Source organism: Actinoplanes sp. NPDC051513 (assembly GCF_044454685.1).
Taxonomy (GTDB): domain Bacteria; phylum Actinomycetota; class Actinomycetes; order Mycobacteriales; family Micromonosporaceae; genus Actinoplanes.
Genome location: NZ_JBITDW010000040.1, coordinates 24,421 through 37,790, shown reverse-complemented (window position 1 = coordinate 37,790; position 13,370 = coordinate 24,421). Strand labels below are relative to the sequence as shown.

Genomic DNA, 13,370 nt, shown 5'->3' with positions numbered 1-13,370 from the left:
CGAATTCCACGATTCCGTACGGGGTTTGGGCCGCCACGACCGCACCCAGCGCCTGCTCGCCGCCCACGCCGTCCTGGTCGTGACCGCGTTCTGCGACGCGCTCGACGAGTTCTTCGAACGGGAATCCCTCGACCCGCTGAGGCTCAGCCGCGAGGAACAGCTGAGGTTCCTCGAAAATGTCGCCGGCACTCTCCAGCCGGATGGAAGGCCCAGGTGGCCGAGCGGGCCACCGAGCTCTACGACCAGGCGCATCGCCGTCTCTCCGAGGAGATTCCCGAGTTCGCGATCTGGGCCGGAAACTCGATGCGCGAGCCGCCGCCCGCGGACTGGAACGCCTCGAAGCCCTCCTGTTGCGCGCCACCTCGGGCAGCGACCCGAGCGCTCATCGCGCCGATCTCGCCCGCGTCTACCGAGCCGAGCTGGCCCGTCCCGTGCTCAGCGGCGATGCCGGCCGCCTCGTCCTGCCCCAGCTCGGCGAGGCGTACATCGACCCGCGCTTCCGGGTCAAGCAGGCCGATCCCGCTGCCCGGCCGTCGGCCGAGAAGTGGTGGGAGGACACGAAGGTCCGATCGGACATCGACACGTTCCTCGCCACCTACCTGACCACCGATCAGGCCGTCGAGGCGCCGAGACATCGTCGTCGGCCAGGGCCGCGCCGCCGTGGAGCCGATCGACGCCGACTGGTCCAGCCGCGTCCCGCCCGACCTGACGCCGGCGCCCGAGTACACCAGCAATTTCTCGCTGAGCCAGGCGCTCAAGTCGATGCACCTGAGCAACAACCTGAGCGACGACACCCTGCTGCACGCCTTGGAGCCCATGCTCTGGCAGATGCCCAACACGGTCACCACGTTCGTCCGCCACCCCGAGTCACCGGCCCGGGAGTCGGTGGCCCGCAGCCTGGTCCGCCTGTGGCTCAAGTCGTCGATGGCGGCCAAGCCGCCGGAGCTGACCGCCGCGCCAGGCCCTCCCGCGGCCGGGCCGTAGATCCGTCTGAACGGCGGCGCCGCTACCGGCGTGAGGACTGGAGACCGCCGAGACGAGGAGAAGCGATGGCGCGGCTGGAGGATCCGGATCCGGAAAGCTTCACCGACGAGGTGCGCGACCTGGTGGCCGCGTTGCCGCCGGACGAGATGAACAAGATGCTGAGCCACGGCGTCGGCACGATGAACCTGTTCGTGAAGATGGCGCGGACCCAGTTCAGCGACCTCGAGCTGCCGGGACGCCTGCGCGAGATGGTGATCCTGACGGTCGCGGTCTACACCGACTGTTCCTTCGAGATCGCCAAGCACGAGCCGGTGGCCCGCGACAGCGGCGTCGAGGGCCGGGTGCGGCAGCTGATCCGGGCGCGCTGGATCGACAGCCCGGAGCTCTCCGACCACGACCGGACGCTGCTGCGCTTCACCGTCGAGGTGCTGCGCTCGCCGACCGTCTCCGACGAGCTCTTCGATTCCGTGCGCGGGATCCTCAGCGAGCGCGAGATCATCGAGGTCCTCCAGGTGATCGGCTACTACTGGACCTCCGGCCGGATCGTCACGGTCCTCGACGTGCAGCTCACCGAGGTGTACCGCTGACCAGCGCGGACGCGAGCAACCGCGCGGCGGCCACCAGCCCGGCGCGCGGCGCGTCCGACCACACGGTGGTCACCGGCGGCAGCGCGGCCGTGAGCGGATATTGCGACGGCAGGCCGGGGAGCAGGATCGCGGTCGCCTCGGCGCGCTCCCGCCAGGCGGCGGCCCCCGACGGCCCCAGGCGTCGATAGGCGGCCGCCGTCTCGGCGCATGCGCGCACCGTCGCGTACGCCATGGTGATCGCTTGCGGCCGCAGGCGCGACGGCACCGCCCAGCGCTCGAAGACACCCAGCAGGCGCTCCATCCAGTCCCGCTCGTGCGGGCCCTGCGCCGAGTCGGCCCACGACAGCGCGGCGAGCCACGGGTGCGCGAGGTGGACCTCGAAGAACGCCAGCGCCCACGCCTCGAGATCATCGGCCAGGCCGGTTCCTGGATCGTTCCAGTCCGGCAGCGGGCAGGCGTGGTCCTGCATCAGCGCGAGCAGCTGCTCCTTGGCGCCGACGTACGGATAGAGCGCCATCGCCGTCTTGCCGAAGCGGGACGCGACCGCGCGCGTGGAGACCGCGTCGAGCCCTTCCGCGTCGGCGAGCGCCACCGCCACGTCGAGGATCTCGTCGAGGTCGAGCTGCTGGCGTGGCCCGCGGCGGGGCGTCGGCAGGGTCGTGCCGCGATGCCGCCAGAGCCGGCGAACGTGCGCTTCGACGTCGGGTGTCACCATAGTCCTTACAGTGTATATTGTTTTGCATGGCTACCGCGCGACTGCACGACGGATCCATCATCGACGTCACCGTGCTGGGCTCTCCCGGCAACCCGGCCATCCTCCTGCCGGTCGGCGCCGGCATCCTCGAGGGCGCCCGGGCCGACGAGATCAGGGCGTGGGGCGCCGACCCCAACCTCGGGCACACCCTGGCCACGGCCCTGGCGACGGCCGGTCTCCGAGTGATCGCCGCCGACTACGAGACCCACCTGACCGACAGACCCAAGCGGCGTACGCTGACCGCGGCCGCCCTCGCCGAAGACCTGCTCGCCATCGCCGACGCGGGCGGCGCTTCCCGGTTCGCCTACTACGGCTACTCCTGGCTCGCCCTCGCCGGTCTGCAGCTGGCCGTGCGCACCGACCGGCTCACCGCGCTGGCGATGGGTGGCTATCCGCCGCTGGGCGGCCCCTACGAGGGGATGCTCGCCGTCACGAGGGTCGCCCACCGCATGGCGCTCAACCCGCCGAAGCCGATCGGCGAGCCCACCGCCGGCGACTGGGACAGCGTGCCGTTCACCCGCACACCCGACCAGACCGGGCAGTACGTGACCATGTACGAGTCGCTGCAGGGCTTCGACGAACGGGCCGCCCTCGCCGGGCTGACCATGCCGCGGCTGGCTTTCGCCGGCGGGAAGGACACCATCGCGTACGGCTCACAGTGGGACGACCTGGTCGTGGACATCGCCGGCCCGCTGATCGCGAACCGGGACGAGCTGACCGCGCGGGGCTGGACCGTCCAGATCGTCCCCGGCGCCGACCACATGGCGGCCATGCAGAGCGACCGGGTGCTCCCGATCCTGCTGCCGTGGCTCACGGCCGGCCTGCCGGGCGGCGCGACGGCGAATTGACATCCGCCCGCGTGGCCACCCAGCCGTCGGCCGGGCGCGTGGCCGGCCGCAGCATGCCGGCCGTCAGCTCTCGGCCGCGCGGGTGGCCGGCCAAAGCAACCCGGCCGTCAGCTCTCGGCCGGGCGGGTGGCCGGCCACACCAGCGAGTCGTCCGGAATTGACGCCTCCCGCAGCGCCGCGAAGTCACGTCCCGGGATCGTCGACCCGTTCAGCGCCACCTGCCGCGCCACCTCGATCGCCCCGTGCGCCTGGAAATGCGTGTTGTCGGCAACGCCAGTCGGATAGTTCGGCGACTCGCCCGCGGCCAGGTGCAGGAAGTAGTCCTTCGTCGCCTCCGCGCCGCGCTGGGCCCACAGCGTGAACGACAGTGCCGTCAGGTCGATCAGCGGCGTGCGCGTCTCGGCAGCCAGCGAGCGCATGGCGTCCGGATACTCCCCGTGCGACAGGTAGGCGTACCCGTCCGCCGTGAACCGGCGCCGCTCGACCGGCGTGACCAGCACCGGCTCGGCGTGCCGCCGGCGGGCGCCGTCGATGTAGAGCCGCAGGTAGTCCTGGAAGGTGTCCCACGGCGACGTGTAGCGCGCCGGGTCCTCGGACTTCTCGTCGTTGTGGCCGAAAGAGATCAGCAGCAGGTCGCCCGGCCGGATCGCGTCGAGGATCAGCGCGAGGCGACCGAGGTCGGCGAAGCTCTTGGAGCTCGCCCCCGACAGCGCCGCGTTGACCACGCCGATCTCCGGCCGCAGGAAGACCGGCAGCGCCTGACCCCAGCCCGCCCGCGGCACGTCGGCGGTCGCGTAGGTGGCGGCCGTCGAATCCCCGGCCACGAAAATGGTGCGGCGTGGTGGCTTGCCGCCGGCCTCCGCCGTCGAGGAAGACCCGATCCCGTACGCCCCGGCGACCGCACCGCCGACCGCCGCCCGCAGCAGCACTCTCCGATCCATGCGAGCCATTCAATCAACGTTCGTCGATGCAGGCAAGCGCTTTCCTGGCATGCCTCAGCCGAGGCGGTCGTCCGGCTGGGTCTGCACCCGGCCACCGAGCTGCTGGGCGACCTCGAGGTCGTTGCCCTCGAACCACGTCTCGGCCACCCGGCCGCCGTCCAGCCGGTAGATGATGATCCCGGTCTCCTCGACGTGCTGGCCCCGCGCCGGAAGATCGAGATAACCGCCCCGGTAGGTGGACCGCACCACGTAGCGCGCCACGACCCGGTCGCCGTCGGAGATCACGTCCTCGAGGCTGGGGCGCTGGTCGGCGAACGCCGTCGGATACCAGTGCAGCCAGTCGATGAACGTCGCCCGGTCGCCCGTGCCGCCCGGCCCGTGACAGACGAAGTCGTCGGTGGCCAGTTCGGCAAACCGTCGCTCGTCTCCCGCCCGGCACATGTCAAACCAAGCCTGCGCGATCTCCGTGGGCCGCATGCATGAAGTTCTATGCGAAATCGCCCATTGCGGCAACCCATCGTGGATCATTCGAACGCATTCCGTGACCCGGCGCACATCTCCCACTCAGCTGGCATCCCGCCGGGCGGCGGCGGCGGTGAGCGCGCCTCAGCTCAGATAGGTCCGCAGCTGCTCGATCTGCGCCGCCCGAGACTCGATCACCTGCTTGGCGAACGACAGCGCCGCCGGGTTCGTCCCGTTGGACTGCTCCTGCTGGGCCAGCTTGATCGCCTCCTCCTGATGCGCGATCAGCGCCCGCACCGGATCGGCCGGGGGAGAGGCCGCCCCAGGAGCGGCCGCCCGAGAGGAAGCCGCGGGTGAGTCTGCGCCGGGTGAGGCCGCCCCGGGTGAGTTTGCCCCGGGTGAACCCGAATCCGGCCCCGGCGCGCCCCACTCGCGCAGCCAGCCCGTCATACGCACCACTTCGTCCTGCTGCGTGACGATGATGGCCTCGGCCAGCGTCCGCGCCGGCGGCTGTGCTGCCGCCGCGCGGGCCAGCCCGATCCCGTCCTGGTGGTGGAGGATCAGCGCGCGGATGAACTCGACGTCCGCGGCCGCGTGCCGGCTACCGGCCCGGCTGGTGTCAGCCGTCGTGGTGGCCGGCGTGGGTGACGACGGCGCGCCGCCGCAGCCGGCGACCAGCAGGAGCGCAGCGAGGAGGATCGATATCCGGCGCATGTGCCGAAGGTAGCCCCCGGCCCACGCGTCAGTAAACAGTCTTAACTGAAATATTCAGCGCCGGCGGCGGCGCTGGGGCATCGAGTAGAAGCCGGTGGGCAGGTTCTGCGTCTCGGCCTGCCAGACCGGCTCCTCCTTGCGGTTGCGGGTCCGGATGCGCAGCAGCAGCGCCACGCCCAGGAAGACCAGCACCGCCCCGATGATCAGGCCGGGACCCAGCACGCTCGGGGTGCCCGACGCCGGGTTGAGCGCCGCTGCCGAGGTCGGGTCCTTGGCCGGCGTGGCCTGGTCGTCGACCACGGCCGTCTCGTCCTCCTCGGCGGTCGCCGACGGTGACGGAGAGGCCGAAGGGCTGGGCTTCGCCGCGACCGCGGTGACCACCCGGCTGCTCGCCTCGGCCGAGCTCAGCTCGCGCGGGCCGTCGAGCGCCTGCGCCTCGAAGGTGACCCGGCCGTCGTCCGGGCCGACGAACGAGATGTTCCAGCGGCCGGTGACCGTCTGGTCACGGCAGAGCTGGCCGGGGTCGGCCTGCGCGTCGACGATCCGGGCCTCGTCGGCGCCGAGCTGAGCCCGTACGCGGAATGCCTGCCCGTTCTCGACGCGATTGACCCGGATCTGGTCGAGGCTGATGCCGTCAGTCTTGATCACGAGCGCCCAGCGCACCTTGAAGCAGCGCCGCTGCCGGTCGGTCGTGGCGACTGCCGTGAGGGTGCGCGATTGCTTACCGATGGTGAAGGTGCCCGGCGCCTGGCCGATGTTGACGTTGAATCCCTCGACGTCGGCCGAGGCCGGCGTAGCCAACCCCGCAACGACGCAGATCAGGGACGCGGCGACCAGTGCCAGCGCATGGGCTGCCCGGTGTCGCATGAGTCTTCCTCCTTCAAACCGCTCGCACGTGCGCACCGAGGGTTGTTCAGGGCCGACCTTGAGTTGCAGCTCGCCGTACCTCGTCGCCCTGGTCTCCACCGCCCTGAACAATCCTCGCCAGATGGTTCGTGCCGGGACAGTGAAAGGTTCACCCGGTGCGCCGGGTCACTCTACGACGGACCTTATTTTTTGCTTAGTTGCCCGTTACCACACCGTGTCCACGCAGCTCAGCGGCTATGTGGCACGGCACGGTGGAAACTAGCCGACAAATTCGGGCCGAGACGTTCATCCGAACCTGGACGCGACACGTAGATGGGGGATGGGCGGGGACCGGGTGACCGGAATCTGCCCGCAGAGCATGAAGCACGGGGCATCCCCCACGGATGCCGGCGTCCCGAGGCCCAACGGGACGTGACCCGCTGCGGAGAACGAGGAGTCAATGGCCCGGACAGGAAACAACCAGCGATCCGCCAATCGTGTGGCCGTGGACGTCGGTGCTACCGGTACCAAACCGGCGTCCAAGGGCGCCGTGCTGATCCTGATCGTCAGCGTGTTCGCGGCGATCTGGGCGGTCGCGATGATGACGGCTCCCGGCCGTGTCGGCTACATCTACTTCTACATGTACGCCGAGTTCTACATGGGCGTCATCACGCTCGTGGCTCTCTCGGTCACCATCATGGTCGGCCTGGTCTCCACCGACCGGCTCGTCCTGTCGATCCGGCAACGGGTGCTTCTGCAGTCCACCCACCGCACCACCGGCCTGATCGCGGTGACCGCCCTCTTCATCCACGTCTGGACGAAGATCGCCGAGAAGCACATCGCGATGATCGACATCTTCGTCCCGTTCCTCAGCCAGGGGAACCGGCTCTACGTCGGCTTCGGCACCCTGTCCGGCTGGATCATGATTCTGGTGATGTGGACGGGTATCGCCCGGTCCCGCTTCATCGGCCGCGGCCGGCCCTGGATGTGGCGCGCGATCCACTCGATCTCGTACCTGATGTGGCCGATCGCCCTGATGCACGGCCTCGCCGCCGGGCGCGCCGCGAAGCCGTGGGTCGTCGTCAGCTACATCGTCTGCATCCTCGCGGTGCTGGTCGGCCTGGCCGTACGCCTCTCGGTCAGCCTCAATCGCAACAAGGACTTCTCCTCGACCGCCGGCGCCGGTGCGATGAAGCCGGTCGGGAACATGGTGCCCACCACGTCGCCCGCCAAGAAGTCGCGCCGCCGCGAGCCCGAGCCCGAGCCGCAGATCCTCGGCCCGGTCGCGGTCGTCGACACCTTCCAGCCTGCCGCGCTGCCACCACCGCGCGAGCAACGGGCCGAGTTGGTCGCCCCGGCCGCGCCGCCGCGCCAGCGCCGCGGGGCCATGGAGGACGAGATCGAGTACGACGAGCCGGCCCCGCGCGGCCGCCGCTACCCCGGCGAGGACACCTCCACCCGGATGCGCCGTCCCGACTTCGAGGACACGAGCACGCGCATGCGCCGTCCCGACCTGGAGGACACGAGCACGCGGATGCGCCGTCCCGACTTCGAGGACACGAGCACGCGCATGCGCCGTCCCGACCTGGAGGACACGAGCACCCGGATGCGCCGTCCCGACTTCGAGGACACGAGCACGCGCATGCGCCGCCCCGACCTGGAGGACACCTCCACCCGCATGGGCCGGGTTGAGATGGACGACACCAGCACCCGGATGCGCCGCGTCGAGATGGACGACACCTCCACCCGGATGCGCCGCGTCGAGGTCGACGACTTCGGCGAACCGGTGCCGCCGCGCCGCCGCCGGGCCGCCGCGAACGAGCCGATGCCGATGTACGACGACGCGCCGCGCGGGCGCCGCCGGGCCGAGCCGGACTACGACGACGTCCCTCGCCAACGCGGTGGCTACGACGACGAGCCGCCGCGTCGTGGCGGCCGTTACGAGCCGCGCTTCGACGAGATGGAGGATGCGCCCCGGGCACGGCGCGACCGGGGCGCCGACATCGACCGCGCCGACTCGGGAAGGCACAGCCGCAGCGGGTTCGTCGACCTGGCGGACGACGACGAGACCCCGACGCTTGTCGACATGGCCTCGCGCCGGCAGCGGCGGCAGGAGCAGGAACCGGCGGGCCGGGGGGCTCGCCGCGGCGGCCGCGGCCGCGGGAACGACGACGTCGCTGACGACGACTACTGGTCGCAGCTGCGAGGGGAAGCGAATTGAGCACCACCGCCCAGGTTCCGCCGGTCACGGCGATCGGCGTTCCGCGGATCACCGCGGGCATGGATGAGTACGGCCGTCTGGACCTCCTGGCTCACCAGGAGGTCCATGGCGGGTTCGCCGCGCTCTCGTCCGGTGAGCTGATCGGGCTCGCCGACCGGATCGAGCTGCGCGGCCGGGGCGGCGCGGGCTTCCCGTTCGCCCGCAAGGTCCGCGCGGTGCTCGACTCCTGCCGCCGGCAGGACCTGCCCCCGGTGATCGTGGTGAACGGCACCGAGGGCGAGCCGCCGTCCTGGAAGGACAAGGCGGTCCTCACCCGGGCGCCGCACCTCATCCTGGACGGCGCCGCGCTCGCGGCCGCCGCCCTGGACGCCGAGGAGATCGTCATCGGCATCGCCGACGACGGCATCGGCATGAGCTCGATCACCACGGCGCTCTCCGAGCGGCGGATGCCCTGCCCGACCCGGATCGTCACGGTCCCGCACCGGTTCATCTCGGGCGAGGGCGGCGCCCTGGTCCGCGGCATCAACGGCGAGGCGCACATCCCGCCCGGCCGCAAGGTCCGCTCCAGCGACAACGGCGTCATGGGCCTGCCCACCCTGCTGTCCAACGCCGAGACGTTCTCGCAGCTCGCGATCGCGGCCCGGCTCGGACCGTGGGAGTACAACGCGGTCGGCATCCCCGAGGAGCCGGGCACGGTCATGCTGACCGTCGGCGGGTCGTCCACCAACCCCGCCGTCGTCGAGGCGCCGAGCGGCACCCCGCTGATGGACGTGCTGAACATGTGCGGCGCCGACGTCGGCCCGGGTCTGCTGGTCGGCGGCTACCACGGCAAGTGGATCACTGCCGAGGCCGCCAAGACCGTCACGATCTCCCGCAAGGGCTTCGCGAAGGTCGGTGGCACGCTCGGCGCCGGCATGCTCATCCCGATCGGCTCCCACACCTGCCCGCTCGGCGAGGTCTCGCAGGTCGTGCAGTACCTGGCCGGTGAGTCGGCCGGCCAGTGCGGTCCGTGCCGGCTCGGCCTGCCCGACCTGGCCCGCGCGGTCACCCTGGTGTCGCTCGGCGGCAACGCGGTCGAGAACGTGCGCCAGGCCGCCGGCGTGGTCAAGGGCCGCGGCGCGTGCAGCCACCCCGACGGCACGGCCCGGTTCGCGCTCTCCGCGCTCGAGGTGTTCGCCAAGGACGTCGACGCGCACACCAACGGCGAGGGCTGCGGCAAGGCGGTGCGCGGCATCCTCCCGCTGCCGTACACAGCGGAGACCGGCGCCCGCCGTCTCGCGCTGGACTGGTCGCGCTGCGACGGCCACGGCCTCTGCTCGGCGGTGGCCCCCGAGATCATCCGGCTCGACGCGAACGGCTTCCCGGCCTTCCCGCAGACCCCGCTGCCGCCGTGGCTCGAGATGGGCGCCCGCAAGGCCGTCAACGTGTGCCCGGCGCTGGCGCTGCGCCTGGACGACGCGACGGCCAGCCTGTGAGACGGCTTCTCGTGATCGCCGCCGCATTGTCGAGCGGCGCCGTGCTGATGAGCAGCGGCTGCGCGGCCACGGCGGAGACGCCGCGGTCGGCCCCGATCACGGCGGTGTCGCTGCCCGAGACCGCGCCGCCGCAGGTTCCGGCCGCGCTGCGCTTCACCGGCAAGACCCTCGACGGGGCGAGCTTCGACGCGTCCACCATGGCGGGCAAGCCCACGATCCTCTGGTTCTGGGCGCCGTGGTGCGCGACCTGCGCGGCCGAGGCGCAGAGCATCTCCGACCTGGCCAACGAGTACCGGGGCCGCCTCGGGATCCTCGGCATCGCGGGGCTCGGCGACAACAAGGCCATGCACGAGTTCGTCTCCGACCTCAACGTCGGCAGCGTCCCGCACCTCGACGACCAGGCCGGCGCGATCTGGAAACGCTTCAAGATCACGCAGCAGAGCACCTACGTCTTCCTCGACGGCGCCGGCAAGGTTCTCAAGACCGGCTACCTGGACGACCTCCAGCTCACCGAGCAGGTCAAATCCATGGTGGCGTAGATGGTTCTGCTCGCGCTCACCGCCGGCATGCTGGGCGCGGTCAACCCCTGCGGTTTCGCGCTGCTCCCCGCGTACCTGTCGGTCCTGATCTCGGCCGGGACCCTCTCGCCGGGCCGGGCGGTGGCGCGGGCTTTGCGGTGCACGGCCGCGCTGACCGTCGGCTACGTCGTGGTCTTCGGCGCGTTCGGCCTCGCGCTGACGCCGGTCGCGGGCGAGATCCAGCCGCGCCTGCCGTGGGTCACCGTGGCTTTCGGCCTCGCCCTGGCCGGGCTCGGCGGGTGGCTCGCGCTGGGCGGTTCGCTTCCGGCGTTTCCGTCCGTACGGGCGCCGCGGCTGACCGGTTCGGCCTGGTCGATGGTGGTCTTCGGGATGGCGTACGCGGTCGCCTCGCTCGGCTGCGCGGTCGGGCCGTTCCTCGCGCTCGTGGTCTCCAGCCTGCGGGCCGGCTCGATCGGCGGCGGCCTGCTGCTGTACGTCTCCTACGCGGCCGGGATGGGCCTCGTGGTCGGGGTGACCGCCGTGGCGGTGGCCCTGCTGCGCGTCTCGCTCGTCACCCGGGCCCGGCGGTTGCTCGCCATGGTGCCGCGGGCCGGCGGGGTGATCCTGGTGATCTCGGGGCTCTACGTCGCGTACTACGGCTGGTACGAGCTGCGCCTCGCCCGGGACCTGCGTCTCGCGGGCCGCGACCCCGTCGTCGCGGCGGCCGGAGGCGTCCAGCAACGGCTCGCCGCGGTGGTGGACTCGATCGGCCCGATCACGTTGGCGGTGCTGCTCGCCGTACTCGTGCTCGGGCCCTTGATCGTGGGTTTGGCGAAGCGCCGTGGACGAGCGCTGCCGCCGGACGGTCCGGGTGGGGCTGGGACCGATCCGGCGGCAGCTACGCCTGCGTCAACGCTTCCGTCTGGGGATCAGACGGCGGGCGGGTACGCGGTGACGTAGGCGGGCTTCTCGGCGGGCATCAGGATCCACAGGACCGGGTAGACCAGGATCTGGCTGCCCGGGATGGCCAGCAGCACCAGGACGAACAGAAGACGGGTGATCCACGGGTCGAGCCCGAAGCGCCGCGCGAGGCCGGCGCAGACACCGCCGAGGATTCGCCCCTCCTGCGGCCGGACCAGGCCCTGGCGGGTCATCGAGTCGTGCACCGAGTTCATTGTTCTTCTCGCTTTCTCGCTGGTTGGTACATCAAGAGTCGCGGTTTCCCGGCCCCGGCAACATCGGGATCTGCCCTGACGCGTCCCTGAGTTCCGCACCCCGAGGATCGGTCCGCGGTCGTGCGGCCGGGGTGGCGAACGCGGCCACCGCGACCAGGACCAGCACGACGATCATCGCGCGGCGCAGGCCGAAGTGGTCGCCGAGCAGGCCCAGGGTGGGCGGGCCGACCAGGAACGCCGTGTAGCCGACGGTGGCGGCGAACGAGACGCGGGCGGCGGCGTTGTCGCCCTCGCCGGCCGCGGAGACCGCGACCGGGAAACCGAGGGCGGCGCCGAGACCCCACAGCAGCGCGGCCCCGGCCGCGACCAGCCGGCTGTCGGCGAAGATGACCAGGGCGATGCCGGCGACCCCGATCAGGATGCTCACGCGCAGGGCGGTCGCCCGCCCGAAGCGGTCGACGGCCGCGCCGCCGGCGAAGCGGCCGAGCGCCATCGCCGCCGCGAAGCCCACGAAGACGGCCGAGCCGAGCGCCGGCCCGGCGCCGTGCCCGTCGACCATGATCAGCGGCAGCCAGTCGTTGGCGGCGCCCTCGGAGAGCGCCAGGGCCAGGACGATGACGCCGAGCAGCAGCATGCGGGAGTCGCGCCACACCGGCGGCGACGGCGCCTGGGCCGTCGCGGTGCGGGCCTGCCGTCCCACGCCGGCGGGGATGAACCCGATCGCGGTGACCAGCACGACGGCGGCGAGGACACCGTTGGCCACCAGGTGGGCGACGACCGGGAACCGGACGGCGGTGAGGCCCAGTCCCGCCAGCCCGCCGACCACCGTGCCGAGGCTGAAGAAGCCGTGCATCGTGGGCAGCACCGAGCGCCCCAGCCCGCGCTCCACCTCGGCGCCCTCGATGTTCATGGCCACCTCGCCGCAGCCGATGCCGAGCCCGAACAGCGCGAGCCCGGCGGCGGCCAGGACGGGGCTCGAGGCGGCGATGCCGATACCCGCCAGCGGCACGCCGGCCACGCCCAGCGCCGTGCCGAGGGCGATCACCGGGCGGGTGCCCCAGCGGGCGACCAGCCGGGCCGAGCAGAGGATGCCCGCCATCGAGCCGACCGACAGGCCGAACAGGATGAAGCCCATCTCGGCCGTGGACGCGCCGAGCAGGTCGCGGATGTCCGGCGTGCGGGTCATCCAGGAGGCGATGCCCAGCCCGGGAAGGAGGAAGAGGGCGAACAGCGCGGCGCGGCGCCTGAGCGTGGCTTGTTGCAAGGCGGGGCCCTCCCCAGGGCTCGTCGGTAGGATGAAAGTATGACCGTCAAGCTGAGCATCAGCGTGCCCGACGACGTCGCGACATACTTGCAGAGCAGGGGAAACGCATCGGCGGCCGTCACCGAGGCGGTGCGGCGGATGCTCCCGGAGGCTCGGCGGGCGCGGCAGCGAGCGGCGGCCCAGGCCTACGCGCAGTACCTGCGGGGGACCGGCGCCTGCTGGGAGGCCGAGGACAGCAACGAGATCGCCCTGCGGGGCGCCCGATGGTGAAGCGCGGGCAGATCTGGTCGCTGATGCGCGGCGACGCCCTGCACCACGTCCTGGTGATCAGCAACGACGAGTACAACGCGGCGCCCGAGCTGGCGGTATGGGCGCTGGTGATCGTCCGGGACCTGCCGCAGGGGAACCCGCTGGGCGTCCACCTCTGCCACGACGACCCGCTGCCGGGCGGGTCGGTGAGCATCCCGAGCCTGGTGCAGATCCTCGACCGGGGCTCGCTCAAGGAGAACCTGGGCTACGCGGCCCCCGGCACGATGAACGCGGTCGAGGACGCGCTGCGCGACTTCCTCGAGCTGACGTAG

At 71.7% G+C, this 13,370-nt stretch carries 17 protein-coding genes and 1 pseudogene; 11 read left to right on the top strand and 7 right to left on the bottom strand.

Going from position 1 to position 13,370, the window contains the following annotated elements; genetic code table 11:
- Positions 1-25: 25 nt before the first annotated feature.
- The 4 genes and pseudogenes from ACIA5D_RS49720 to ACIA5D_RS49705 form a co-directional block, all read left to right on the top strand.
- Positions 26-172 (top strand): annotated as a pseudogene (locus ACIA5D_RS49720) (hypothetical protein); the annotation flags it as partial.
- A gap of 41 nt (positions 173-213) precedes the next feature.
- Entirely contained in the window at positions 214-603 is a 390-nt protein-coding gene (locus ACIA5D_RS49715; RefSeq protein ID WP_396037746.1) for a hypothetical protein, read from the top strand.
- 57 nt (positions 604-660) lie between these two features.
- The gene (locus ACIA5D_RS49710; protein ID WP_396037745.1) at positions 661-984 is read left to right on the top strand and encodes a hypothetical protein; all 324 of its coding nucleotides are present in this window, start codon (positions 661-663) and stop codon (positions 982-984) included.
- A gap of 65 nt (positions 985-1,049) precedes the next feature.
- Positions 1,050-1,571, top strand: a complete 522-nt coding sequence (locus ACIA5D_RS49705; RefSeq protein WP_396037744.1) for a carboxymuconolactone decarboxylase family protein — start codon at positions 1,050-1,052, stop codon at positions 1,569-1,571.
- Here the strand turns inward: ACIA5D_RS49705 and ACIA5D_RS49700 are convergent.
- On the bottom strand, positions 1,552-2,286 hold the full coding sequence (locus ACIA5D_RS49700; RefSeq protein WP_396037743.1) for a TetR/AcrR family transcriptional regulator: 735 nt from the start codon (positions 2,284-2,286) through the stop codon (positions 1,552-1,554). The two genes, ACIA5D_RS49705 and ACIA5D_RS49700, sit on opposite strands and share 20 nt — an antisense overlap.
- A gap of 26 nt (positions 2,287-2,312) precedes the next feature.
- Here ACIA5D_RS49700 and ACIA5D_RS49695 point away from each other — a divergent pair, with 26 nt between their 5' ends.
- On the top strand, positions 2,313-3,173 hold the full coding sequence (locus ACIA5D_RS49695) for an alpha/beta fold hydrolase (RefSeq protein WP_396037742.1): 861 nt from the start codon (positions 2,313-2,315) through the stop codon (positions 3,171-3,173).
- Between the two features lie 107 nt (positions 3,174-3,280).
- On the opposite strand, the gene ACIA5D_RS49690 is transcribed toward ACIA5D_RS49695, so the two are convergent.
- From ACIA5D_RS49690 to ACIA5D_RS49675, 4 genes are all read right to left on the bottom strand, one after another.
- The gene (locus ACIA5D_RS49690) at positions 3,281-4,114 is read right to left on the bottom strand and encodes a rhamnogalacturonan acetylesterase (RefSeq protein ID WP_396037741.1); all 834 of its coding nucleotides are present in this window, start codon (positions 4,112-4,114) and stop codon (positions 3,281-3,283) included.
- 54 nt (positions 4,115-4,168) lie between these two features.
- Positions 4,169-4,591: an ester cyclase gene (locus tag ACIA5D_RS49685; protein WP_396037740.1), complete on the bottom strand. Its 423-nt coding sequence runs from the start codon at positions 4,589-4,591 to the stop codon at positions 4,169-4,171.
- 129 nt (positions 4,592-4,720) lie between these two features.
- Positions 4,721-5,290: a DUF305 domain-containing protein gene (locus ACIA5D_RS49680; protein WP_396037739.1), complete on the bottom strand. Its 570-nt coding sequence runs from the start codon at positions 5,288-5,290 to the stop codon at positions 4,721-4,723.
- Positions 5,291-5,344: 54 nt separating this feature from the next.
- Positions 5,345-6,157: a hypothetical protein gene (locus tag ACIA5D_RS49675; protein WP_396037738.1), complete on the bottom strand. Its 813-nt coding sequence runs from the start codon at positions 6,155-6,157 to the stop codon at positions 5,345-5,347.
- Positions 6,158-6,641: 484 nt separating this feature from the next.
- Between ACIA5D_RS49675 and ACIA5D_RS49670 the strand changes: the two genes are divergently transcribed.
- From ACIA5D_RS49670 to ACIA5D_RS49655, 4 genes are read left to right on the top strand one after another with little or no spacing between them, the layout of a single operon-like run.
- On the top strand, positions 6,642-8,357 hold the full coding sequence (locus tag ACIA5D_RS49670) for a translation initiation factor III (protein ID WP_396037737.1): 1,716 nt from the start codon (positions 6,642-6,644) through the stop codon (positions 8,355-8,357).
- A gap of 59 nt (positions 8,358-8,416) precedes the next feature.
- Positions 8,417-9,832 carry an NADH-ubiquinone oxidoreductase-F iron-sulfur binding region domain-containing protein gene (locus ACIA5D_RS49665; protein WP_396037761.1) on the top strand — a complete coding sequence of 472 codons (1,416 nt, stop codon included), beginning with the start codon at positions 8,417-8,419 and terminating at the stop codon, positions 9,830-9,832.
- 47 nt (positions 9,833-9,879) lie between these two features.
- Positions 9,880-10,371 carry a redoxin domain-containing protein gene (locus ACIA5D_RS49660; RefSeq protein ID WP_396037760.1) on the top strand — a complete coding sequence of 164 codons (492 nt, stop codon included), beginning with the start codon at positions 9,880-9,882 and terminating at the stop codon, positions 10,369-10,371.
- Positions 10,372-11,310 carry a cytochrome c biogenesis CcdA family protein gene (locus tag ACIA5D_RS49655; RefSeq protein WP_396037736.1) on the top strand — a complete coding sequence of 313 codons (939 nt, stop codon included), beginning with the start codon at positions 10,372-10,374 and terminating at the stop codon, positions 11,308-11,310.
- Here ACIA5D_RS49655 and ACIA5D_RS49650 read toward each other — a convergent pair.
- Together ACIA5D_RS49650 and ACIA5D_RS49645 are read right to left on the bottom strand one after the other, a co-directional pair.
- A complete protein-coding gene (locus tag ACIA5D_RS49650) occupies positions 11,280-11,525 on the bottom strand; it encodes a PspC domain-containing protein (protein ID WP_396037735.1) in 246 nt (81 codons plus the stop codon). The genes ACIA5D_RS49655 and ACIA5D_RS49650 overlap by 31 nt on opposite strands.
- Before the next feature lie 31 nt (positions 11,526-11,556).
- The gene (locus ACIA5D_RS49645) at positions 11,557-12,789 is read right to left on the bottom strand and encodes an MFS transporter (RefSeq protein ID WP_396037734.1); all 1,233 of its coding nucleotides are present in this window, start codon (positions 12,787-12,789) and stop codon (positions 11,557-11,559) included.
- A gap of 39 nt (positions 12,790-12,828) precedes the next feature.
- Here ACIA5D_RS49645 and ACIA5D_RS49640 point away from each other — a divergent pair, with 39 nt between their 5' ends.
- Positions 12,829-13,059, top strand: coding sequence for a hypothetical protein (locus tag ACIA5D_RS49640; protein WP_396037733.1), 231 nt, complete (start codon positions 12,829-12,831; stop codon positions 13,057-13,059).
- A complete protein-coding gene (locus tag ACIA5D_RS49635; RefSeq protein WP_396037732.1) occupies positions 13,053-13,370 on the top strand; it encodes a type II toxin-antitoxin system PemK/MazF family toxin in 318 nt (105 codons plus the stop codon). Before ACIA5D_RS49640 ends, ACIA5D_RS49635 begins: the two co-directional genes overlap by 7 nt.